This is a genomic window from Micromonospora sp. NPDC047670, from assembly GCF_043204915.1.
In the GTDB taxonomy this organism is placed as follows: domain Bacteria; phylum Actinomycetota; class Actinomycetes; order Mycobacteriales; family Micromonosporaceae; genus Micromonospora.
Genome location: NZ_JBIDDA010000015.1, coordinates 1 through 21,896, shown reverse-complemented (window position 1 = coordinate 21,896; position 21,896 = coordinate 1). Strand labels below are relative to the sequence as shown.

Sequence of the window (21,896 nt, the reverse complement as noted above, 5' to 3'; positions counted from 1 at the left end):
CGGAGCTTCACTCGGAGCTGGATTTGGGCGAACCATTTCGCCAATGTCGTCAGATTTACCGCGTCCCACCTGCTCGAGGAGTGCGCCATGCCCGCAAATTGGCGAGCCATTCGTCAATACGTCCTGACGCCGGGGATGGCCCAGACCACGTTCGCGACCCGGGGCTTCCGGGCCCGCGACGAGGCGACCCGCGAGCGGCTGGAGTCGGTCGGCGCCCACTTCCTCACCGGCTACGGGCACGCCGTCGGCGCCCGGGGCCCCGCCGAGGCGACCGTGGCGCTGGAGACCGTCGAGCCGGAGCTGCGCGGGTTCGCGTACGAGGGCGCGGCGATGGGCTTCGCCGTCCTGGACGGGCTGACCGGTGGCCGCCGGGTCGCCGAGTTCCTGGCCGGGCCGGCCGCCCGGCACGTCTACATGGTCCACGTCGGGGTGGGCTGGGCGATGGCGCGACTGCCCCGTTGGCGCCGGCACGCGATCCAGCCCGCCGACCGGCTGCTGGGCTGGCTCGCCCTCGACGGTTACGGGTTCCACCAGGCGTACTTCCACACGGGGCGGTACGTGCGCTCGCACCGGCGCGACGAGGTGCTGCCCTGGCCGGGCGACCCCGTCGGGCGGTGGACCGGGCGGGTCGTGGACCAGGGCATCGGCCGCGCGCTGTGGTTCGTCGAGGGCGCCGACCCCGACCGCATCGCCGACACCGTTGACGGGTTCCCGCCGGACCGGCACGAGGACCTGTACAGCGGGGTGGCGCTGGCCGCCACGTACGCCGGTGGGGCGTCGCCCGAGGAGCTGCGGCGGCTGCGCGAGCGCGGCGGCGCGTACGCCCCCGCGATGGCCCAGGGCAGCGCCTTCGCGGCGGAGGCCCGGGAGCGCGCCGGGCTCACCACCGTGCACACGGCAGCCGCCACCGAGGTCTTCTGCGGTGCGCCACCGGCCGAGGCGGCGGCGGTCACCCAGGCCGCGCTGGCCGACCTCGACCGGGACGGGCCGGAGCCGGCCTACCTGGTGTGGCGGCAGCGGATCGCCAAGCAGTTCGTGACGCTGGGGAGGTGCTGACCCTTGTCGGCAATCATCACAATGTTCCGCCGGCAGTTGGCCGGGCTGGTCGCGCTGGTGCTGCTCACCGGCATGTACGTGCTGGTCCGGCAGCCGGAGGCGAACGCCGACGAGCGGCGCGCCATGGCACAGCCGTACCGGTTCACGCCGATGTCGCTGCCGATGCCCGGCGGCCTGCCGCAGCAGTCCATCCGCCAGGTCAACGGCGCGTACCGGCACCTGGCGGCGTGGATCTCCTCCGTCGGCTCCGGCGTCGCGATGAACGACCTGGACGGCGACGGGCTCGCCAACGACCTGTGCGTGACCGACCCGCGGGTCGACCGCGTCGTGGTCACCCCGGCCCCGACCGCCGGCGCCGACCGCTACCAGCCGTTCGTCCTGGACCCGGCGCCGCTGCCGATGAACCCGCACATCGCGCCGATGGGCTGCCTGCCCGGCGACGTCAACGCCGACGGCCGCACCGACCTGCTCGTGTACTGGTGGGGCCGGACCCCGGTGGTCTTCCTCGCCCGGGCGGACGCGACCGGGCTGTCCCGGGACGCTTACCGGCCCGTCGAGCTGGTGCCCGGCGCGGCGACCGACGGGGGCCGGTACGCCGGGCCGAAGTGGAACACCAACGCGGCCACGCTGGCCGACTTCGACGGCGACGGGCACCTGGACGTCTACATCGGCAACTACTTCCCCGACAGCCCCGTCCTCGACCCCGGCGTCCACGGCGGGGTGGCGATGAACCGGTCCATGTCCAACGGCCTCAACGGCGGCGAGGACCACGTCTTCCGCTGGACCGGTGGCAGCGCGGGCACCGCCCCGAGCGTCTCCTTCGCCGAGGTTCCCAACGTCTTCGACACCAAGGTCTCCCGCGGCTGGACCCTGGCGGTCGCCGCCAACGACGTCGACGGCGACCAACTGCCCGAGCTGTACGTGGCCAACGACTTCGGGCCGGACCGGCTGCTGCACAACCGGTCGGAACGGGGGAGGATCGCCTTCGCGCCGGTCGAGAGCCCCGGCCTGCCCGGCCTGACCCCGAAGTCCAAGCGGCTCGGCCACGACTCGTTCAAGGGCATGGGCGTGGACTTCGGCGACCTCGACCGCGACGGCATGTTCGACCTGTACGTCGGCAACATCACCACCTCGTTCGGCATCCAGGAGAGCAACTTCGCCTTCGTCAACACGGCCGCGAACACCGACGAGCTGCGCGCGGCGCTGCGGGCCGGCGAGGCGCCGTGGCACGACCGGAGCGCGGAGCTGGGCCTGGCCTGGAGCGGGTGGAGCTGGGACGTGAAGTTCGGCGACTTCACCAACCGGGGCGAGCCGGCCATTGTGCAGACCTCCGGCTTCGTCAAGGGCGAGGTCAACCGGTGGGCGCAGTTGCAGGAGGCGGCCACGGCCAACGACGACCTGCTCGCTCACCCCCGCTGGTGGCCGAAGGTCGAGAAGGGCGACGACATCGCCGGCGGCCAGCACCTGGCCTTCCACGTCCGGGGCGCCGACGGCCGCTACGAGGACCTGAGCGAGGAACTGGGCCTGGCCGACCGGGTGCCCAGCCGGGGCATCGCCACCGGCGACGCCGACGGCGACGGCCGGCTCGACTTCGCCGTCGCCCGGCAGTGGGACGCGCCGGTCTTCTACCACAACGACAGCCCGGGTACCGGGTCCTTCCTCACCCTGCGGCTGCTGCACGAGCAGGCGTCGGCCGCCGACCCGCTCGCCGGGGCGGGCTCGCCCGCGGTCGGCGCGCACGTCCGGGTGACCACGCCGGACGGCCGGGTGCTCATCGACCGGGTCGACGGTGGCAGCGGCCACTCGGGCCGGCGCAGCAACGAGGTGTCGCTCGGGCTCGGCGACGTGACCGGCCCGGTGTCGGTCCACCTCAGCTGGCGGGACCGGTCCGGCGTCCCGCACGAGCAGGAGCTGTCGCTCACCGCCGGTCGACACACCCTCACCCTCGGCACTCAGGCTCGGGAGGTCTCGCGATGACGCAGAAGCCGAAGAAGGACCCGCGGATCACCGCGCTGCGCAGGTTCGCCATCTCCATCACCATTCTGAACGTCGCGGGCTACACCGTGCTCGGCTTCGAGCAGGCCTGGGCGTGGCCGCTGTTCGCGCTCGCCACCGGCTACGCCGTGGAACTCGTGCTGGAGACGATCGGCGCGCGGGCCGAGCGCCGCCCGCCCCGCTACCTGGGCGGCGGACCACGGGGCCTGGTCGAGTTCCTCTATCCCGCGCACATCACCGCCCTCGCGGTGAACATGCTGCTGTACGTCAACGACCGCCTGCCGGTGATGCTCTTCGCGGTGGCCGTGGCCATCAGCGGGAAGTGGCTGTTCCGGGTGCCGGTCAACGGCCGGCTGCGGCACTTCATGAACCCGTCGAACTTCGGCATCGCGGTGGTGCTGCTGCTGTTCCCGTGGATCTCCATCGCGCCGCCGTACCAGTTCACCGAGTACCTCGAAGGCCCCGCCGACTGGATCGTCCCGGCGGTCATCGTCGTCTTCGGCACCATGCTGAACGCGAAGCTCACCGGCCGGATGTGGCTGATCGCCGGCTGGCTGGGCGTGTTCGTCCTCCAGTCGGTGGTGCGGGGACTCGTGCTGGACACCGCCATCCTGCCGGCGTTGGCGACCATGACCGGGGTGGCGTTCGTCCTGTTCACCAACTACATGATCACCGATCCGGGGACCACCCCGTCGCGGCCGCTGTCGCAGTTCGCCTTCGGCGGCGGGGTGGCCCTGGTCTATGGCGTCCTGACCGGCGCGTCCATCGTGTACGGCCTCTTCTTCGCCACCGCCATCGTCTGCCTGATCCGCGGCGGCTTCCTCTGGTCGCTGCACGCGGTGCGCGTCGCCGCCCGCGACGGCAAGGGCACGACGCCCGCCGCGGGGACGCTCGACGGCGCGGTGCCACCGGCGGTGGCCCGGGAGATGGTGCGGGCATGAGCAGGATCGCCGTCGTCGGCCTGGCCTGCCGCTTCCCGGACGCCGCCGGCCCCGGACAGCTGTGGGAGAACGCCCTCGCCGGGCGGCGCGCGTTTCGTCGCCTGCCGGACGAGCGGATGCGGGCCGCCGACTACTGGTCCCCGGACCCGGCCGCCCCCGACCGCTACTACGCCGGCAACGCGGCCGTCATCGAGGGGTACGAGTTCGACCGGGTGGCGTTCAAGGTCAGTGGCAGCACGTACCGGTCGACCGACCTCACCCACTGGCTGGCCCTCGACATGGCCGCGCAGGCGCTCGCCGACGCCGGCTTCCCCGACGGGGACGGGCTGCCGCGGGAGCGGACGGGGGTGGTCGTCGGCAACACCCTCACCGGCGAGTTCACCCGGGCCGGCATGATGCGCCTGCGGTGGCCGTACGTCCGGCGCGTCGTGGGTGCCGCCCTCGGCGGGCAGGGCTGGGACGACGACCGGGTGGCCGGGTTCCTCGCCGACCTGGAGCGCTCCTACAAGGCGCCGTTCGCCGAGATCACCGAGGACAGCCTCGCCGGCGGCCTGTCCAACACCATCGCCGGGCGGATCTGCAACCACTTCGACCTGCACGGCGGCGGGTACACGGTGGACGGCGCCTGCGCCTCCTCGTTGCTGTCCGTGGTCACCGCCTGCCGGAGCCTGACCGACCTCGACGTGGACGTCGCGGTGGCCGGCGGCGTGGACCTCTCCATCGACCCCTTCGAGATGGTCGGCTTCGCCAAGACCGGCGCGCTCGCCAGCGACGAGATGCGCGTCTACGACCGCCGGTCCAACGGGTTCTGGCCCGGCGAGGGCTGCGGCATGGTGGTGCTCATGCGGGAGCGGGACGCGCTCGCGCAGGGCCGGCGCATCTACGCCTCGGTGGCCGGGTGGGGCGTCTCCTCCGACGGCCGGGGCGGCATCACCCGGCCGGAGGCGGCCGGCTACCGGCTGGCCCTGCGGCGCGCGTACCAGCGGGCCGGTTTCGGGGTGGACACGGTGCCGCTGTTCGAGGGGCACGGCACCGGCACGGCCGTGGGCGACGGCACCGAGCTGCGCGCCCTGAGCGAGGAACGCCGGGCGGCCGACCCGGACGCCGACCCCGCGGCGATCGGATCGATCAAGGGAATGATCGGGCACACCAAGGCCGCGGCCGGGGTGGCCGGCCTGATCAAGGCCGTGCTGGCCGTGCACCACCAGGTCATCCCCCCGACCGTCGGGTGCGTCGAGCCGCACCCGGAACTCACCGCCGAGCGGCCCGCGCTGCGTGCCGTGCGACGCGCCGAGGAGTGGCCGGCCGGCGCTCCCCAGCGCGCCGGCGTGACCGCGATGGGCTTCGGCGGCATCAACACGCACCTCGTCGTCGACGGCCCCGCCCGGCCCCGCCGCCGGTCGCTGGACCGGCGGACGCAGCAGCTCGCCCGGTCCGTGCAGGACGCCGAGCTGCTGCTCGTCGACGCGGACACCCGCGACGAGCTGCACGAGCGGCTGGCGGGTCTGCGGTCGACGGTGTCCGGGCTGGCCTTCGCCGAGCTGGGCGACCTCGCCACCACGCTGCACCGGGGCCAGCGCGGCCGCGCGTACCGGGCGGCGGTCGTGGTCCGGTCGCCGGAGGACGCCGAGCGCGCCCTCGACCTGGCGGCGCGGGCGTCGGCGCCCGACGGCGCCGGGACACTGGTCGACCCGGCGCGGGGCGTCTTCCTCGGCCGGGTCACCCGGCCGGCCCGCGTCGGCTTCCTGTTCCCCGGCCAGGGTTCGGGCCGGGGCTGGGTCGGCGGGGCGCTGCGCCGGCGGTTCACCGAGGTCGACGACGTCTACCGCGCGGCCGGGAACCTCCCCGGAGACGGCGCGGCCGGGTCGACGGCGTCCGCCCAACCGCGGATCGTCACCGGCTCGCTGGCCGGGCTGCGCGCCCTCGCCGCGCTCGACATCGACGCGACCGTCGTCGTCGGCCACAGCCTCGGCGAGCTCACCACGCTGCACTGGGCGGGCTGCCTCGACGAGGACGAGCTGCGGGAGCTCGTCACGCTCCGGGGCGAGACCATGGCCGCGCACGCCCCGCCGGGGGCGATGCTCGGCGTCACCGCCGGGCCGGAGGAGGCCACCGCCCTGCTGGCCGGCAGCACCGCGGTGATCGCCGGCTACAACGGGCCCCGGCAGACGGTCGTCGCCGGCGCCGACGACGCCGTGGGCGAGGTGGCCCGGCGGGCCGCCGCGGCGGGCGTGAACTGCACCCGGCTGCCGGTCGGGCACGCCTTCCACTCGCCGCTGATGGCGCCGGCGGCCGACGCCTTCGCCGCGCACCTGCGGTCGCGCCGGTTCGGGCCCGTGCTGCGCCGGGTCGCCTCGACGGTGACCGGCGCCGTCCTGGCGCCCGACACCGACCTGCCGCAGCTCCTGCACCGGCAGATCGAGGCGCCGGTGCGCTTCGCCTCCGCGCTGGCGTGCGCCGCCGCCGAGGTCGACCTGTTCCTCGAGGTCGGCCCCGGGAAGGTGCTCACCGGTCTGGCCCGCGAGCAGGCGCCCGACGTGCCGGCGCTGGCGGTGGACACGGACGCCGAGTCGGTGGCCGGCCTGCTCGCCGCGGTCGGCGCGGTGTACGCGCTCGGCGGACCCGCCGCGTACCCGGCCCTGTTCGAGGACCGGCTGACCCGGCCGTTCGAGCTGGACCGGGCCCGCACGTTCTTCGCGAGCCCCTGCGAGGCGGCCCCCGAGCTGGCCGGGCCGGCACCGGCCGCGGTCGACCAGGCCCCGCCCCGCCCCGCCGAGGTGCCGGTGCCGGCGGACACCGGCGCGCTGGAGCTGGTGCGGCACCTGGTGGCGCGGCGCGCCGAGCTGCCGGTGGAGGTGCTCCGCGACGACAGCCGGTTCCTCGACGACCTGCACATGAGCTCGATCACCGTCGGTCAGCTCGTCAACGAGGCCGCGCGGGCCATGGGCCTGCCCGCGGTGGCGATACCGACCAACTTCGCCACCGCCACCGTCCGCGAGATGGCCGAGGCGTTGCAGGCCCGGGAGCGCGAGGCGCCGCACGAGCGCGCGGACCTCGTCGCCGGGGTCGCGCCGTGGGTGCGTACCTTCGTCGTCGACCTGGCCGAGGAGGCGCCGCCGGCGACCGACCCGACGGAACCGTGCGGTCGCTGGCAGGTGTTCGGCGGCCACCGCCTCTCCGACGCGCTGCGACGGGCCCTCGAGGCGGGCGGGGTCGGCGCCGGCGTGCTGGTCTGCCTGCCGGACGAGCCCGGCGAGGAGCACCTCGCGACCGCGGTGCGCGGGGCCCAGGCGGCCCTGCGCCAACCCCCCGGCGGGCGCCTCGTGGTGGTGCAGCCGGCGGCGCGGGCCACGGCGCTGGCCAAGACCGCCCGGCTGGAGGGCGATCGGCTGCGGACCACCGTCGTGACCACCCCCCTCGACCCGGCCGCCGTGGCGCGCGTCGTCGCCGAGGTCGCCGCCACCGACGACTTCACCGAGGTGGTGTACGACGCGGCCGGCGTCCGCCGGGTACCCCTGCTGCGCCCGTCGCCCGCGGTCGACGGCGAGCCGGGCGCGCTGCCGCTGGGACCGGCCGACGTGCTGCTGGTGACCGGCGGCGGCAAGGGCATCACCGCGGAGTCCGCCCTGATGCTGGCCCGGGAGAGCGGCGCCCGGCTGGCCGTCCTCGGCCGGTCCGACCCCGCGGTCGACGAGACCCTGGCCGGCAACCTGAAGCGGCTCGCCGACGCCGGGTCCGACCTGCGCTACCTGCGCGTCGACGTGACCGACGCCGGCGCGGTGGCCGACGCGGTCGCGGCGGTCACCGCGGACTGGGGCCCGGTGACCGCCGTGCTGCACGGGGCCGGGCAGAACACCCCGGCGGCGCTCGGTGACCTCGACGAGGCGGCCCTGCGCGGCGTGTTCGCCGCGAAGGTTGACGGCCTGCGGGCCGTCCTGGCGGCGGTCGACCCCGCGCGACTGCGCCTGCTGGTCACGTTCGGCAGCATCATCGGGCGGGCCGGTCTGCACGGCGAGGCGCACTACGCCGCGGCGAACGAGGCCCTGGCCGAGCTGACCCGGGAGGTGGCCGCGACCCGTCCGGGGTGCCGTGCCGTCTGCCTGGAGTGGTCGGTGTGGTCGGGGGTCGGCATGGGGGAGCGGCTGTCGGTGGTCGAGTCGTTGAGCGGCTCCGGCGTCACCCCGATCAGCCCGGACGACGGCCTGCGGGTGCTGCGCGAGGTGGTGGCCGACGACACGCTGCCGCCGGTGGTGGTGGTCACCGGGCGCACCGGCGGCCTGGAGACGGTGCGCTACCACCGCTCGGAGCTGCCGCTGCTGCGCTTCACCGAGCGGCCGCTGGTCCGCTACGACGGCGTCGAGCTGGTCTGCGAGGTCGACCTGGCGCGCACCACGGATCCGTACCTGGAGGACCACCGGCTCGACGGGGACCTGCTCTTCCCGGCGGTGCTCGGGTTGGAGGCCATGGCGCAGGTGGCCACCGCCCTGGCCCGACACCCCGGGGTGCCCGTGATCGAGGACGTCCGGTTCGACCGCCCGGTGGTCGTCGACCCGGAAGCCGGCACGACCGTCCGCATCGCCGCGCTGGTCCGGTCGGAGCAGGTCATCGACGTCGTCCTGCGCAGCGCGGCGACCGGCTTCGCCGCCGACCACTTCCGCGCCCGGCTCCGGTTCGCGCCCGACGAGGCATGCCCGGTCGACACCGCGGCGCCGGCCCCGGCGGAGTTGCCGGCCGTACCGCTCGACCCGGCCCGCGACCTCTACGGCGACGTGCTGTTCCAGGCCGGGCGGTTCCGCCGGATCAGGGGGTACCGGCAGGCGGCGGCGCGGGTCGCCGAGGCCGAGGTGGTCACCAGCGACGCCGGCTCCTGGTTCAGCGCCTTCCTGCCGGGCCGGTTGGTGCTCGGTGACCCGGGCGCCCGGGACGCGTTCATGCACGGCATCCAGGTGTGCGTACCGGACGCGACGCTGCTGCCGGAGGGCATCGACCGGATCTGGTCGGCGGGCCCCAAGCTGTCGGCCACCGAGGCCGTGACGATGACCGCGCGGGAGCGGGAGCAGCACGGCACCGCCTACGTCTACGACGTCGTCGTCCGGGACGCCACCGGAGCGGTGATCGAACACTGGATGGGGCTGCGGCTACGCGCCGTGCGGCCGCACGCGCCGCAGGGAGCCTGGCCGCCCGCGCTGCTGGGGCCGCTGCTGCAGCGACGGCTCGCCGAGGTGTTCCCCGGAGACATCGCGGTCGCCGCCGCGCCCGGGGGCGGGGCCCGCGACTCCGGTGCGCTGCTCGCCCGTGCGCTGGGCCGCCCCGTGGTGGTGCGGCACCGCCCCGACGGCCGGCCGGAGGTCGACCTGCCGTACACCGTCTCCGTGGCGCACTCCGCGCCGCTCGACCTGGCCGTCGCCGGCGTCGGGGCGCTGGCCTGCGACGTCGAGCCGGTGGCCAGCCGGGCGGCGGACGCGCGGCGCGACCTGGTGGGCCGGCACGCGGCCCTGGCGGAACTGCTCGTCGCGGAGGTCGGCGACCCACCGGACCTGGCGGCCACCCGGGTCTGGTGCGCCGTCGAGTGTCTGCAGAAGGCCGGGCGGCCCGAGGGGCGGCTCACCCTGCTGCCGGGGGCTGCCCCCGACGGCTGGGTGGTGCTGGACGCCGACGACGTCCGCGTGGCCACCCGGGTGGTCGCGGTGGCCGGCGCCGCGGCTCCGACCGTGGTGGCGGTGCTGGCCGGGTCGGGGCGGTGAGCATGCCGCGCTACTACGAGTACCGGCACGTCGTCGGCTTCGAGGAGACCAACCTCGTCGGCAACGTGTACTACGTCAACTACCTGCGCTGGCAGGGCCGGTGCCGGGAGATGTTCCTGCACGAGCACGCGCCGGACATCCTCGACGAGCTGCGCGCCGACCTGAAGCTGTTCACGCTCAAGGCGGAGTGCGAGTTCTTCGCCGAGCTGGCGCCGTTCGACCGCCTCGCGGTCCGGATGCGCCTGGTCGAGCTCACCCAGACCCAGATGGAGCTGGGTTTCGACTACCTGCGGCTCGGCGGCGACGACCTGCTCGTGGCCCGGGGGCGGCAGCGGATCGCCTGCATGCGGGGGCCGAACGGGCGGACCGAACCGGTCCGGGTGCCGGCGGGCCTGGTCCGGGCGTTCGCCCCGTTCCGGTCGGCCACGGCGGGACAGGGGTGAGCGGCATGCGCTTCGACACCAGGCTGGTGCACGGCGGCCGCCGGCCGGCGGCCGGCACCGGGGACGTCGTCCCACCGATCCACGTCTCCACCACCTACGAGCGCCGGGTGCAGGACGAGCCCCGCTACTTCTACGGGCGGGGCGAGAACCCCACCCGGGAGGAGCTGGAGGAGTGCCTCGCCGGCCTGGAACGGGCACCCTTCGCGACCGTCTTCTCCTCCGGACAGGCCGCCGCGGCGACCCTGCTGTCGCTGGTGCGGCCCGGGCAGTGCGTGGTGAGCACCGACGACGTGTACTCCGGCACCGACGGCCTGTTCGACCTGGCCGCGCGGCAGGGCGTGCGGGTGCGGTACGCCGACCTGAGCACCCCGGAGGGAGTCGCGGCGGCCCTCGCGGAACCGGACCTCGCCCTGGTCTGGATCGAGACGCCGACCAACCCGCTGCTCACCGTGGTGGACGTCGCCGAGGTCAGCCGGCGGGCGCACGGGCGGGGCGCCCGCGTGGTGGTGGACAACACCTTCGCCAGCCCGGTGCTCCAGCAGCCGCTGGCGCTCGGCGCGGACGTCTCGCTCTACAGCACCACCAAGTCCATCGCCGGCCACGCGGACGTGCTGGGCGGCGCTCTCGTCTACCGGGACGCGGACCTGCACGCGGCGGTGCGGGCGTACCGGACGACGGCCGGGAACGTGCCGGGCGCGCTGGACTGCTTCCTGGTCCGCCGTGGGCTGCACACCCTGTCGCTGCGGGTGCACCGCCAGGTCGCCACCGCGCGTGTCCTGGTGGAGCGGCTGCGGGCGAGCCCCGCGGTGGGCGCGATCCACTATCCGGGGTTGCCGGAGCATCCGCAGCACGCGGTCGTCAAGGCGCAGATGGGCGCTCCCGGCGCGATCGTCTCCTTCGACTACCTCGGCGGCTCCGCCGCGGAGCTGCTGGACCGCTTCACGCTCTTCACCTGCGGGGTCAGCCTCGGTGGCGTGCACTCCCTCGTGGAGTGCCCGGCCCTGATGACGCACCGTCCGCTGTCGGCCGAGGCGCGGTCGCGTCGGGGCATCGGCGACTCGCTGATCCGGTTGTCGGTCGGCATCGAGGACCCGCACGACCTCGCCGAGGACCTGTCCCGGGCGCTGGCGGGCGGGCCCTGAGCCGGCGGCCCGCCCGCGTCCCGCCGTCCACCCGCCTGCCACGAAAGGGGCCGTACCCATGGTCATCCGCGAGATCGACACCACCCTGCCGGTCGTCCGGACGCTGCCCGCGCCGGGTCGCTACCTGTGCGGCCTCACCTTCGACGGTGAGTTCTTCTGGCACTCCGACCAGGAGGCCGGCGAGATCTACGCCCTCGCCCGGCACGATGGGGCCGTCGTGCGGACCCTGTCCTGCCCCCGGGTGCGGGCCGACCTCACGGTGGGCGGCGGCGCGCTGTGCCAGGTCGGCGGCCGCCCGAAGCGGATCCTGCTGATCGACCCGCTCACCGGCGACATGCTCGGCGAGAAGGAGGTGGCCCCGCCCAGCGGCCGGCTCTGCGGGGTGGAGACCAAGGGCGTGGCGATGTGGATGGGGTTGCGGGGGCCGTCGGTCGTCCAGCTCCGTGACGTCGCCACGATGACCGTCCAGCGTGAGTTCCCCGTGCCCGGCGTGCCGTCCGGGCTGACGGTGGCCGGTGACCTCGTGGTCTACGCCGACTTCGAGGGCGCGATGCTGCGGGCGGTCGACGCCCGGCACGGCACGCTGCGCGGGGAGGCCCCCGTGGTCGGTCGCCCGGTCGGCCTGACCTGGGACGGCGCCCTGCTCTGGTACGCCGACTTCGCCGGCCGTCGGCTGGCGGCGGTGCGGCTGCCCGACCTGCTCGCCACCGGCGCGCAGCCCGGCTGAGCGGGCCGCCCGGCTGCGCGCGCCGCCCGGTCGACCCGCAGCCGCCGTCAGGCCCGGTCGGGGACGTAGTCGTTGCCGGCGTACCAGTCGCCGCGGCCCCGCGGCAGCAGGTCGAGCACGCTCCAGACCGGGCTCAGCAGGTCGATGCCGCGTTCGCCGCCGTCCGGGAAGCTCGCCGGGGCGGAGTAGAAGTGCCGCACCCGGTCGCCCTCGGCCCGCAGCACGCTGACCATCGGTCGCTGCGTGCCGTCCGGGTGCTCGGCGCGCAGGTCGGCGTTGAACGACGTGCCGTGGCTGGACAGGACCCGCAGGCCGGTCCAGCCCCGGCGCCGGGCCCAGGACCGCAGCCGGGGCAGCGGCGCCTTGGCCACCACCGCCACGGCGGTGTGCCGGCGCAGGTGCGGGAGCACCCCGTGGAAGCCGTCCACCCACAGCGAGCACATGGGACACGCCTCGGCGGCGTCCGGGGCGTACATCAGGTGGTAGAGGAAGAGGGTGTCGTGCTCCTCGAACAGGTCGCGCAGCCGGACGCTCCGGGCCGGTCCCGGCTGTTCCAGGTCGGCCGGCCCCTCGGCGAGCCGGTAGTCGGGCAGCAGCGGCCCGGGCGGCAGCCGGCGCCGCGCCGCGGCGACCCGTTCGAGCCGGTCCCGCAGGTCCTGTTCGGCCGACGCGAGCGACCGCCGGGCGGCCACGTACGCGGCGTCGGCGCCGACGGGCCAGCTCGGCAGCTCGGTCTCCTGGTCCACGTCGGTCATCCGGCTCTCCTCCGCGACGGTCGGGCCACTCCCCGCAGGCTACCCGCCCCCTACCCGGCGTGATGTTTCCACCACTCCGACCTCCCATGCGTTACGCTTTAAAAATGCGTGGTGTTTTGCTCGCTGGTGGCACCGGCTCGCGAATGTGGCCGGTGACCCGGGCGGTCTCCAAGCAACTGATGCCGGTCTACGACAAGCCGATGATCTTCTATCCGCTGAGCACCCTCGTGACGGCGGGCGTGCGGGAGATCCTCATCATCACGCGTCCCGACGAGCAGTCGCTGTTCCGGCGCCTGCTGGGCGACGGCCACCAGTGGGGCCTCGACCTGCGGTACGCCGTGCAGGAGCGCCCGGAGGGCATCGCCCACGCGCTCCTGCTGGCCGCGGAGTTCCTCGCCGGCGGCCCGGCCGTGCTCGTCCTCGGCGACAACATCATCCACTCCGCCGAGCTGGACCGGCAGCTCGCCGAGCTGACCGACGTGGACGGGGGGCTGGTCTTCGGGCTCCCGGTGACGGACCCGAGGCCCTACGGCGTGCTCGACTTCGACGAGTGCGGCGCGGTGCGCGACATCGTGGAGAAGCCGCTGGTCCCGCCGTCCCGGTACGCCGTGCCCGGCCTCTACGTGTACGGCTCGGACGTGGTCTCCGTCGCCGCCGAGCTGACGCCCAGCCCTCGCGGCGAGCTGGAGATCACCGACGTCAACCGGGCCTACCTGCGCCAGGGCCGGCTCCAGGTGCGCCTGCTCGGGCGGCGGACCGCGTGGCTGGACACCGGCCGGTTCGGCGACCTGATGAAGGCCGCCGAGTACGTCCGGGTCATCGAGGAGCGGCACGGCGTCAAGGTGGGCTGCGTCGAGGAGGCGGCCTGGCGGGCCGGCCTGCTCGACGACGCGGCGATGCGCCGCCTCGCGGTGCCGCTGCGCGCCAGCGGGTACGGCGACTACCTGCTGCGCCTGCTCGACGGCGAGCGCCCCGTGCGGCCGGCCGCCGTCCGGTGAGGCCGCGGCGTGCCGGGTGCGGCGGCCGGCCGGGGCCGTTGCTCGACCAACTTGCCAATCATATAGTGATCTGAGGCCGAGTCCGCCTGCGAGGAGAGCGACATGACCGCCGTCCAGTTCGACTCCGTGGCCTTCAAGGCCGAGCAACGCGACACCTGGAACGCGGTCAGCGCCGGGTGGGACTTCTGGCAGGACCGGTACGAGCGGGCAGCGGCGCCGGTGACCGACTGGCTGCTGCGCGCCGCCGCGCTCCGGCCCGGGCACCGCGTGCTCGACGTCGGCTGCGGGACCGGCGAGCCGTCGGTCAGCGCCGGCCGGCTGGTCGCCCCGAGCGGCCGGGTGCTCGGCATCGACCTCGCCCCCGAGATGGTCGACCGGGCCCGGCACTGCGCCGCCGGCCTCGGCCACCCGATCGAGTTCGCGGAGTCCGACGTGGAGGCCCTCGACCTGCCGGCGCACTCCTTCGACGCGGTGCTCAGCCGGTGGGGGCTGATGTTCGCGGTGGACCGGCGGCGGACCCTCGCGGACCTGCACCGCCTCCTGGCGCCCGGCGGCGTGCTCGCCGCGGCGGTCTGGGGCCCGCCGGAGGCCAACCCGATGACGTCCCTGGGCTTCCGGACGCTGGCCGCCGGCCTGCCGGACCCCCCGCCGGGGCGGCCCGGCCCGTTCAGCATGTCCGACGCCGCCCGCACCCGCGCCGAGCTGCTCGCCGCGGGGTTCACGGACGTCGCCACCGTGCCCGTCGGGATCGCGATGCGCTTCGGCTCCGTCGACGAATACCTCGGGTACACGCGGGACGTGACGCCGCCCGGGGTGCTCGCGGCGGTGCGGCGGCAGCTCGGCGCCGACGCGGAGCGGGCGGGCTGGGAGCGGCTCGCCGAGGCCGCCGCCGCCTTCGCCGACGCGGACGGCGTGGTCACCCTCCCCGGCTCGGCGCTCTGCCTGCGCGCGCGCCGCGCCGCCGACGCCTTCGCGGCGCCGACCGGCGCCGGCCGGCCCGAAGCCGCCGGGTCCGGCCCGCCGCCGGCGGCCGGGCCGGGGAGGGCCGGATGACCGCGCCCTGCCCGAGCGCACGCCCGGTCCGCCCGCCGGCCGGCCACCCCGCCCTGCTGGCGCTGGCTCAGTCGTACGTCGACGACGCTGCCGCCCGCGGCGAGCTGCCGCGCCGGGACCTGCGGCGGCTGCGCGGCACCCGGGTCGACGTCGACCCGCAGTTCTGTCGCACGGTGGCCCGGCACTTCGACCGGGCGCCCCGGCGGGACCTCGGTCCCGACCTGGCGGCCCGCTACCGCCGGTTCGCCGAGGAGAACCTGCGCCACTTCGCCCTGCTGGCCCGGGCGGGGATCCGCGTCGAGCCGTGGCGGGGCCCCGGGCAGCCCTACCGGGGCGCGGCGGACCTGATCGACCGCCTCGACCGCACCGGTGTGCTGTACGTCTACCTCACCCGGGAGGGCCACGGCCCCGACGGGCCCGCCGCGGACCACCCGCTGTGCGCCCCGTCCGGTGTCACGGCCGGCGGCGTACCGCTGCTGCACAACGACATCTTCCGGGCGGTGCACGACGTCTTCGGCCACGTCATGCTCGGCGCCTCGATGGGGGTGGCCGGCGAGTTCCTGGCCGCGTACGGGCACATGGCGATGTACTCGCCCGAGGTGCACCCCGTCGTCTTCACCGAGCAGGTCAGCCAGATCTGCTGGTTCTTTTACGGCCCGCACCTGGCGGACCGGTCCGGGCGGTGGCCCCGGCGCGGCGAGCCGGGGTGGATCCCCCCGTCCGAGCGGCCCTACCCGGAGCAGAAGCTCTTCCCCTGCCCGCCGGGTTTCCTCGACCGCTTCACCGCAAGCTTCACGGAGGAAGCAGGATGACCGACACGGCTGCCCACCCCCTGTCCGCGGTGCGGGCGGAGTTCCCGTTCCTCGACCCGTCCGGGTACGGCCCGCCGCTGGCCTACCTCGACAACGCCGCGACGACGCAGAAGCCCCGGTCGGTCCTCGACGCGGTGGTCGACTTCTACACCACCTCGAACAGCAACATCGGGCGCGGCTTCTACGAGCTCAGCCGTCGGGCCACCGGCCGCTACGAGGAGGCCCGCGAGGTCGTCCGACGCTTCGTCAACGCCGCCCACGCCGACGAGATCGTGTTCACCCGGGGCACGACGGACGCGGTCAACCTGCTGGCCGACACCTTCGCCGAGCGGATCGTCGGCCCGGGCGACGACATCGTGGTCACCGGCATGGAGCACAACTCCAACCTGCTGCCGTGGCGGCGGCTCTGCGAACGGCGCGGCGCGAGGCTGCGGATCGTGCCGTCGCCCGCCGGCGGGCCGGTCCGGCCCGAGGACCTGGCCGCCGTCCTGGGCCGCCGGACCCGCCTCGTCGCGGTCAGCCACGTCTCCAACGTGCTCGGCACCGTCAATCCGGTCCGGGAACTCGTCGCGGTGGCGCACGAGCGGGGCGTGCCCGTCATCGTCGACGGCGCGCAGGCGGTCGCACACCTGCCGGTCGACGTGCGGGAGATCGGCGCGGACTTCTACTGCTTCTCCGGGCACAAGGTGTACGCCCCGATGGGCTCCGGGGCGCTGTACGGCCGGCGCGAGCTGCTCGCCGACCTGCCGCCGTACCAGGTCGGCGGTGGGACGGTGAAGGGCGTCTCGCACGACGTCCCGGTGTCCTACGTGCCCGTCCCGGCGCGGCTGGAGGCCGGCACCCCGGACATCGGCGCCGCCGTCGGGCTGGCCGCCGCGTTGACCTGGCTGGACGGTCTCGGCCGCGACGCGGTGCGGGCGCACGACGCGGAGCTGGTCCGGTACGCCGTCGACGTGCTGCGCGACGTGGACCGGGTCCGGGTCGTCGGCGACCCGGCCGCGGACCCGGCGGGCATCGTCTCCATCGCCGTGGACGGCCTGCACCCGTACGACGTGGGCGGGCACCTCGACCGGCACGGCGTCGCCGTGCGGTCCGGCGTGCACTGCGCCAGCGCGTTCCTCGACGACCTGGGGCTGCTCGGCACGGTGCGGCTCTCCTTCGCGGTCTACAGCACCCGCGGCGAGGTCGACCGGGTCGCCGAGGCGCTGCGCACCGTGCGGGCGGGGGAGTGGACCACCCAGTACCCGGACACCCGGTTCCGGTGACCACCTGGCCGAGCCCGGTCGCCACCGGGGAACCGGGCTTCGACACGCTGCCGGCCGGGGAACTGGCCTCGGCCGCGCTGGACCGGGCCCGCCGGCTCGGCGCCTCGTACACCGACGTGCGGCTGCGGCGGGTTCGGGCGCTGCGCGAGCGCGTCCGCGACGCGCAGCCCGAGGGCACCCAGGAGAGCGTCGAGACCGGGGTGGGCGTGCGGGTCCTCGTCGACGGCACCTGGGGGTTCGCCGCGGGCGTCGACCTCACCCCGGCGGGGGTCGCCGACCTGGCCGCCCGGGCCTGCGAGCTGGCCCGGATGCTGCGCCCGCTGCGCGGCGCGCCGGCGCGGCTGGCGCCCGAGCCGGTGGGTGGCCCGGCGGTCTGGGAGTCGCCGTGCGAGGTCGACCCCTTCGCGGTGCCCGCCGCCGAGCGCACCGCCCTGCTGGCCCGCTGGTGCGCGGTGCTGCGCGACGGCGGCGTCGACCTCGCCGAGGCGTACCTGCAGGTGTTCCGCGAGTCCACCGTGTACCACGACAGCGAGGGCCGGCGGATCCGGCAGCGGCGGACGTGGTTGCACCCGATGGTGATCGGGTTCCGGATCGACTCCGACAGCGGCACCTTCGAGACGATGCGCACCCTCGGCCCGCCGGCCGCGCGCGGCTGGGAGTACCTGACCGGGGCCGGCTGGGACTGGGCGGGGGAACTCGCCCGGCTGCCGGGGCTGCTGGCCGCCAAGCTCGCCGCCCCGTCCGTCGAGCCGGGGGAGTACGACCTGGTCATCGACCCGACCAACCTCTGGTTGACGATCCACGAGACCGTCGGGCACGCCACCGAGCTGGACCGCATCCTCGGCCGGGAGGCGGCCTTCGCCGGCACGTCGTTCGTCACCGCCGACGACATCGGGTCGCTGCGCTACGGCTCGCCCGCCATGAACGTGGTCGCCGACCGCACCACCCCGCACGCGCTCGCCACGATCGGCTACGACGACGACGGCGTGGCCGCCCGCTCGTGGCCACTGATCCGCGACGGCGTGCTGGTCGGCACGCAACACGACCGGCAGACCGCCGGCGCCGCCGGCCTGGACCGCTCCACCGGCTGCGCGTACGCCGAGTCGTACCGGCACCTGCCCGTGCAGCGGATGCCGAACGTCTCGCTCCGCCCGGCGCCGGGCGGGCCGGACACCCGCGAGCTGATCGGCCGGGTCCGCGACGGGCTGTACGTGGTGGGCGACAACAGCTTCTCCATCGACATGGCGCGGGTGAACTTCCAGTTCACCGGGCAGCGCTTCTACCGCATCCGGGACGGCCGGCTGGCCGGCCAGGTGCGCGACGCCGCGTACACCGGGACGACGCTGGAGTTCTGGCGGTCGCTGGAGGCGGTGGGCGGCCCGCAGACCTGGCTGCTGTCGGGCGCGGGGCAGTGCGGCAAGGCGCAGCCGCTGCAACTCGCGGCCGCCGGGCACGGCTGCCCCTCGGCGCTGTTCCGACGCGTACGCGTGACCAGCACCCGGACGGAGGCGCCCGCGTGAGGACCCCGAGCCCGCAGGAGACGGTCGAGATCGCCCTCGCCGCCGCGCGCGGCGAGGACTGCGTGGTGATCGTGGAGCAGGGCGCGGACGTGCACCTGCGCTGGGCGGACAACGCGCTCACCGGCAACGGCAGCGGCGACGGGCACCGGGTGTCGGTGGTGGCCGTCGCGGCCGGCCGGGTGGGGGCGGTGTCGCTGTGCGGACCGGCCGACCGGGCCGAGATCGTCGCCCTCGTCCGGGCGGCGGAGGAGGCCGCCCGGCAGGCGCCGCCGGCACCGGACGCGCGGCCCCTGCCCGCCCCCGCCGCCGGATCGCCGCACTGGGACGATGCGGTCCCGGCGGCGGCGTCGGCGGTGCTGGCCGGTCTGGTCGACCAGCTCGCCGCGGGGTTCGGCCGGGCGCGGCGCGACGGCCGGGTGTTGCACGGGTACGCCGAACACCGGCTGCGCAGCACGTTCCTCGGCACCTCGGCGGGCGCGCGGCTGCGGCACGACGAGCCGGCCGGGCACCTGGAGCTGACCGCGCGCGGCCGCGACGGCCTGCCGGTCTGGACGAACGCCGTGACGACCGACTTCACCGACGTGTCGGTGCCCGCGCTGCAGGACGAGCTGGACCGGCGCCTGCGCTGGGGCCGGCGGCGGATCGAGCTGCCGCCCGGGCGCTACGAGTGCCTGCTGCCGCCGACCGCCGTCGCCGACCTCATGAACTACGCCTACACCACGGCGGGAGCCCGCGCGGCGGCGCAGGGCCGGACGGTCTACAGCGGGACGGGCGGCCGCACCCGGATCGGGGCGCAGCTCGCCGGCGTGCCGCTGACGCTGCGCAGCGATCCGGCGGCCGACGGGCTGCGCTGCGCCCCGTTCCTGGTGGCGCCCTCGTCGACGCCGACGCGGTCGGTGTTCGACAACGGTCTCCCGCTGGGCCCGACCCGCTGGTGGGACGAGGGCCGCCTGCGGTCGCTGGTGCACACCCGCGACAGCGCCGACGAGCTGGGCATGCCGCTCACGCCCTTCGTGGACAACCTCATCCTGGAGGGGCCGGGCGGCGCGTCGGCCGCCGACCTGGTCGCGGCCACCCGGCACGGCCTGCTGGTGACGAGCCTCTGGTACATCCGCGAGGTGGACCTCGCCACCATGGCCCTCACCGGGCTGACCCGCGACGGCGTCTACCTGGTGCGCGACGGCGAGGTCGTCGGCGCGGTCAACAACTTCCGGTTCAACGACAGCCCGCTGGCGATGGCCGCCCGCGTGACCGAGGTGGGCGCCACGGTGCCGACCCGCGCCCGGGACTGGGGTGACGCCGTGGCGCGTACCGCCATGCCGATGCTGCGCGTCCAGGACTTCCGGCTCACCGCCGCCACCCGCGCGGTCTGACCCACCGCCCGCCCCGGCGCCACGCCGGCGTCCGGCGGGTGGGCGTCTCGACCCTCCGGCCCGTCGACGAGCAGCCCACCCGGCCCGTCGGGGGCCCGTCCACGCCGGACCCGGTCCGGTATAGGAACAAATAGCTTTCGTGGGATCTGCGCGGGCGGGATTCGGGCCCTGGGACCGGATGATCCCCTGTAGCCATACGCGAAACCGGACATTATTTCGCGAACGATCAATGTGAGCCCGTTGACAGCTACTTTAGAAAACAATAGCGTTTGGCCCAGTGGTCCTCCGGGTTGAGCAAGCGTCACAGACGGCGCCAGGCATCCGGGGAATACAGGGAGGTGGAGCCGTGACTGACACGGCGAGAGAGACCTACGAGTCACTCAACATCGAGCCGAAGCCGCTGCGGCCGCACATCCTGGCTGCGGCGACGGTCGTCTTCGGCGACGACTACTACGGTGGTCGTCGGGAGACGATCAACCTGTCGGGCTTCGTGCAGATGAACAAGTGGCCGATGCCGGGGTTCAAGCACACCGTCGACGAGGACGGGACGGCGAGCTTCAACCTGGAGCTCATCAGCGCCCCCGAGGTCGGCATCAAGGGGTTCAGCTACACGCTGAACGACCGGATCCAGATCCTGTCGAACCCGTACCTGCCGAACACCGGTCACATCAAGCAGATCGTGCCCGGCAAGAACTTCCCCGCGGAGTTCTACATCCGGCGGTTCGGCATCCTGGAGACCAGCACCATGCGGCTGGCCCACCGGGGTGTCATCGACGTCAAGGGCATCGTGGACGGCCTTCCGCCGTACAAGACCCCGCTCACCTCGCCGTTCCTCGGCCGCCCGTACGGCGACCAGGGCGAGGTCATGCCGGCGCACAACGTGGTCCGGGGCACCAACCTCCCGGCCGCGTGGTACCCGTCGAACGACGACAACGAGGCCGTCGGCAACACGCCGAGCGCCTTCTTCGCGTCGAGCATCGGCCCGTGCGTCTCGATGCTGGTCGACCCGTCGATCATCATCCAGGCCTCGACCGAGGCGAAGATCAAGGTCGAGGTCAACGGCCGCACCGAGGAGATCGAGCTCGCCGGCGACTACCCGCTCGCCGCGGGCGCCGAGATCCTCCTCTTCGGGCCGGAGAAGCACGACCAGGGCTCCGGGGTGCTGGCCCAGCTCGCCCGCGTGGCGCTGGTGGGCAACAGCCCGGCTCTGGGCGGCAAGGTCATGCTGCGGGCCAGCTTCTTCACCGTCTCGGGCGGCCAGCTCGGCGACGGCAACGAGGAGAGCCTGAGCCGGCTGCGCTACCCGGGTGAGCTGCACTTCGACGCTCACTTCGAGCTGGTGACCCCGTCCGCCACGCTCTACGCGGCGGCCCCGGTGCACCTGAGCGGCCAGCTCAAGGACCTGGAGCCGACCGGCACGCTGCTGACCGCCGACCACGCCGACGCCGCGCTGCGGACGAAGGACGGCGAGTCCCGGGCGCGCCTGACCGGCGTGTCGATGAAGCTGGGTGACGCGCTGGTGGGTTCGGAAGCCTACGTCAGCGCGTGACGACCAACCGCCGTTGGTAGTCCCGAAAGACGTCGTCCCGGGTGGCCTCCTGTCACCCGGGACGCCGTCACTCTCCAGGGGTGGCAGACATGTTCGAGCGGTTCACCGACCGAGCGCGACGGGTTGTCGTCCTGGCCCAGGAAGAGGCCCGGATGCTCAACCACAACTACATCGGTACGGAGCACATCCTGTTGGGCCTGATCCATGAGGGTGAGGGTGTCGCGGCGAAGGCTTTGGAGAGCCTTGGCATCTCCTTGGAGGGTGTGCGTCAGCAGGTCGAGGAGATCATCGGCCAGGGTCAGCAGGCGCCGAGCGGGCATATTCCGTTCACGCCGCGGGCGAAGAAGGTGTTGGAGCTGTCGCTGCGTGAGGCGTTGCAGCTGGGGCACAACTACATCGGCACGGAGCACATCCTGCTGGGTTTGATCCGTGAGGGTGAGGGTGTTGCCGCGCAGGTGCTGGTGAAGCTGGGTGCGGACCTGAACCGGGTTCGTCAGCAGGTGATCCAGTTGCTGTCGGGCTA

The 21,896-nt window shown here is 74.6% G+C and carries 15 protein-coding genes and 1 pseudogene; 15 read left to right on the top strand and 1 reads right to left on the bottom strand.

The features are described from left to right. Positions 1 to 87: 87 nt before the first annotated feature. The 7 genes from ACGF7U_RS26610 to ACGF7U_RS26580 are packed head-to-tail and all read left to right on the top strand — an operon-like array spanning position 88 to position 12,048. Positions 88 to 1,056 (top strand): DUF1702 family protein, encoded by a 969-nt coding sequence (locus ACGF7U_RS26610; protein WP_393111138.1) that lies wholly within the window; start codon positions 88 to 90, stop codon positions 1,054 to 1,056. A gap of 3 nt (positions 1,057 to 1,059) precedes the next feature. Next, positions 1,060 to 3,033 (top strand): CRTAC1 family protein, encoded by a 1,974-nt coding sequence (locus ACGF7U_RS26605; protein ID WP_393111136.1) that lies wholly within the window; start codon positions 1,060 to 1,062, stop codon positions 3,031 to 3,033. After that, positions 3,030 to 3,992, top strand: a complete 963-nt coding sequence (locus ACGF7U_RS26600; RefSeq protein WP_393111134.1) for an enediyne biosynthesis protein — start codon at positions 3,030 to 3,032, stop codon at positions 3,990 to 3,992. The genes ACGF7U_RS26605 and ACGF7U_RS26600 overlap by 4 nt, the downstream gene beginning before the upstream one ends. Beyond that, on the top strand, positions 3,875 to 9,736 hold the full coding sequence (locus ACGF7U_RS26595; protein ID WP_393111342.1) for an SDR family NAD(P)-dependent oxidoreductase: 5,862 nt from the start codon (positions 3,875 to 3,877) through the stop codon (positions 9,734 to 9,736). The genes ACGF7U_RS26600 and ACGF7U_RS26595 overlap by 118 nt, the downstream gene beginning before the upstream one ends. A 2-nt stretch (positions 9,737 to 9,738) precedes the next feature. After that, positions 9,739 to 10,179: an acyl-CoA thioesterase gene (locus ACGF7U_RS26590; RefSeq protein ID WP_393111340.1), complete on the top strand. Its 441-nt coding sequence runs from the start codon at positions 9,739 to 9,741 to the stop codon at positions 10,177 to 10,179. Between the two features lie 5 nt (positions 10,180 to 10,184). Further along, complete coding sequence (locus ACGF7U_RS26585) at positions 10,185 to 11,321, top strand: trans-sulfuration enzyme family protein (protein WP_393111132.1); 1,137 nt, start codon at positions 10,185 to 10,187, stop codon at positions 11,319 to 11,321. 58 nt (positions 11,322 to 11,379) lie between these two features. Beyond that, on the top strand, positions 11,380 to 12,048 hold the full coding sequence (locus ACGF7U_RS26580) for a hypothetical protein (RefSeq protein ID WP_393111130.1): 669 nt from the start codon (positions 11,380 to 11,382) through the stop codon (positions 12,046 to 12,048). Positions 12,049 to 12,095: 47 nt separating this feature from the next. On the opposite strand, the gene ACGF7U_RS26575 is transcribed toward ACGF7U_RS26580, so the two are convergent. Continuing rightward, positions 12,096 to 12,803: a DUF899 family protein gene (locus ACGF7U_RS26575; protein WP_393111128.1), complete on the bottom strand. Its 708-nt coding sequence runs from the start codon at positions 12,801 to 12,803 to the stop codon at positions 12,096 to 12,098. Positions 12,804 to 12,907: 104 nt separating this feature from the next. Here ACGF7U_RS26575 and rfbA point away from each other — a divergent pair, with 104 nt between their 5' ends. From rfbA to ACGF7U_RS26535, 8 genes and pseudogenes are all read left to right on the top strand, one after another. Continuing rightward, positions 12,908 to 13,801 (top strand): glucose-1-phosphate thymidylyltransferase RfbA, encoded by an 894-nt coding sequence (gene rfbA, locus ACGF7U_RS26570; protein WP_393111126.1) that lies wholly within the window; start codon positions 12,908 to 12,910, stop codon positions 13,799 to 13,801. A gap of 102 nt (positions 13,802 to 13,903) precedes the next feature. Beyond that, positions 13,904 to 14,755: pseudogene (locus ACGF7U_RS26565) on the top strand (class I SAM-dependent methyltransferase); the annotation flags it as partial. Between the two features lie 95 nt (positions 14,756 to 14,850). Beyond that, the gene (locus ACGF7U_RS26560; RefSeq protein ID WP_393111124.1) at positions 14,851 to 15,666 is read left to right on the top strand and encodes a crotonobetainyl-CoA--carnitine CoA-transferase; all 816 of its coding nucleotides are present in this window, start codon (positions 14,851 to 14,853) and stop codon (positions 15,664 to 15,666) included. Then, on the top strand, positions 15,663 to 16,931 hold the full coding sequence (locus tag ACGF7U_RS26555; RefSeq protein ID WP_393111122.1) for a cysteine desulfurase: 1,269 nt from the start codon (positions 15,663 to 15,665) through the stop codon (positions 16,929 to 16,931). Before ACGF7U_RS26560 ends, ACGF7U_RS26555 begins: the two co-directional genes overlap by 4 nt. Further along, the gene (locus ACGF7U_RS26550) at positions 16,895 to 18,451 is read left to right on the top strand and encodes a TldD/PmbA family protein (RefSeq protein WP_393111120.1); all 1,557 of its coding nucleotides are present in this window, start codon (positions 16,895 to 16,897) and stop codon (positions 18,449 to 18,451) included. The genes ACGF7U_RS26555 and ACGF7U_RS26550 overlap by 37 nt, the downstream gene beginning before the upstream one ends. Beyond that, entirely contained in the window at positions 18,448 to 19,824 is a 1,377-nt protein-coding gene (locus tag ACGF7U_RS26545; RefSeq protein WP_393111118.1) for a metallopeptidase TldD-related protein, read from the top strand. Before ACGF7U_RS26550 ends, ACGF7U_RS26545 begins: the two co-directional genes overlap by 4 nt. Before the next feature lie 346 nt (positions 19,825 to 20,170). Further along, complete coding sequence (locus ACGF7U_RS26540) at positions 20,171 to 21,373, top strand: DUF6004 family protein (protein ID WP_393111116.1); 1,203 nt, start codon at positions 20,171 to 20,173, stop codon at positions 21,371 to 21,373. A gap of 89 nt (positions 21,374 to 21,462) precedes the next feature. Then, positions 21,463 to 21,896, top strand: a 434-nt coding sequence (locus tag ACGF7U_RS26535; RefSeq protein ID WP_393111114.1) for a Clp protease N-terminal domain-containing protein, incomplete at its 3' end; no start/stop codon positions are given.

Coding starts and splice junctions, on each gene's coding strand:
- ACGF7U_RS26610 (WP_393111138.1), top strand. CDS start 88: ATGCCCGCAAATTGGCGAGCCATTCGTCAATACGTCCTGACGCCGGGG.
- ACGF7U_RS26600 (WP_393111134.1), top strand. CDS start 3,030: ATGACGCAGAAGCCGAAGAAGGACCCGCGGATCACCGCGCTGCGCAGG.
- ACGF7U_RS26590 (WP_393111340.1), top strand. CDS start 9,739: ATGCCGCGCTACTACGAGTACCGGCACGTCGTCGGCTTCGAGGAGACC.
- ACGF7U_RS26585 (WP_393111132.1), top strand. CDS start 10,185: ATGCGCTTCGACACCAGGCTGGTGCACGGCGGCCGCCGGCCGGCGGCC.
- ACGF7U_RS26580 (WP_393111130.1), top strand. CDS start 11,380: ATGGTCATCCGCGAGATCGACACCACCCTGCCGGTCGTCCGGACGCTG.
- ACGF7U_RS26575 (WP_393111128.1), bottom strand. CDS start 12,803: ATGACCGACGTGGACCAGGAGACCGAGCTGCCGAGCTGGCCCGTCGGC.
- rfbA (WP_393111126.1), top strand. CDS start 12,908: ATGCGTGGTGTTTTGCTCGCTGGTGGCACCGGCTCGCGAATGTGGCCG.
- ACGF7U_RS26560 (WP_393111124.1), top strand. CDS start 14,851: ATGACCGCGCCCTGCCCGAGCGCACGCCCGGTCCGCCCGCCGGCCGGC.
- ACGF7U_RS26555 (WP_393111122.1), top strand. CDS start 15,663: ATGACCGACACGGCTGCCCACCCCCTGTCCGCGGTGCGGGCGGAGTTC.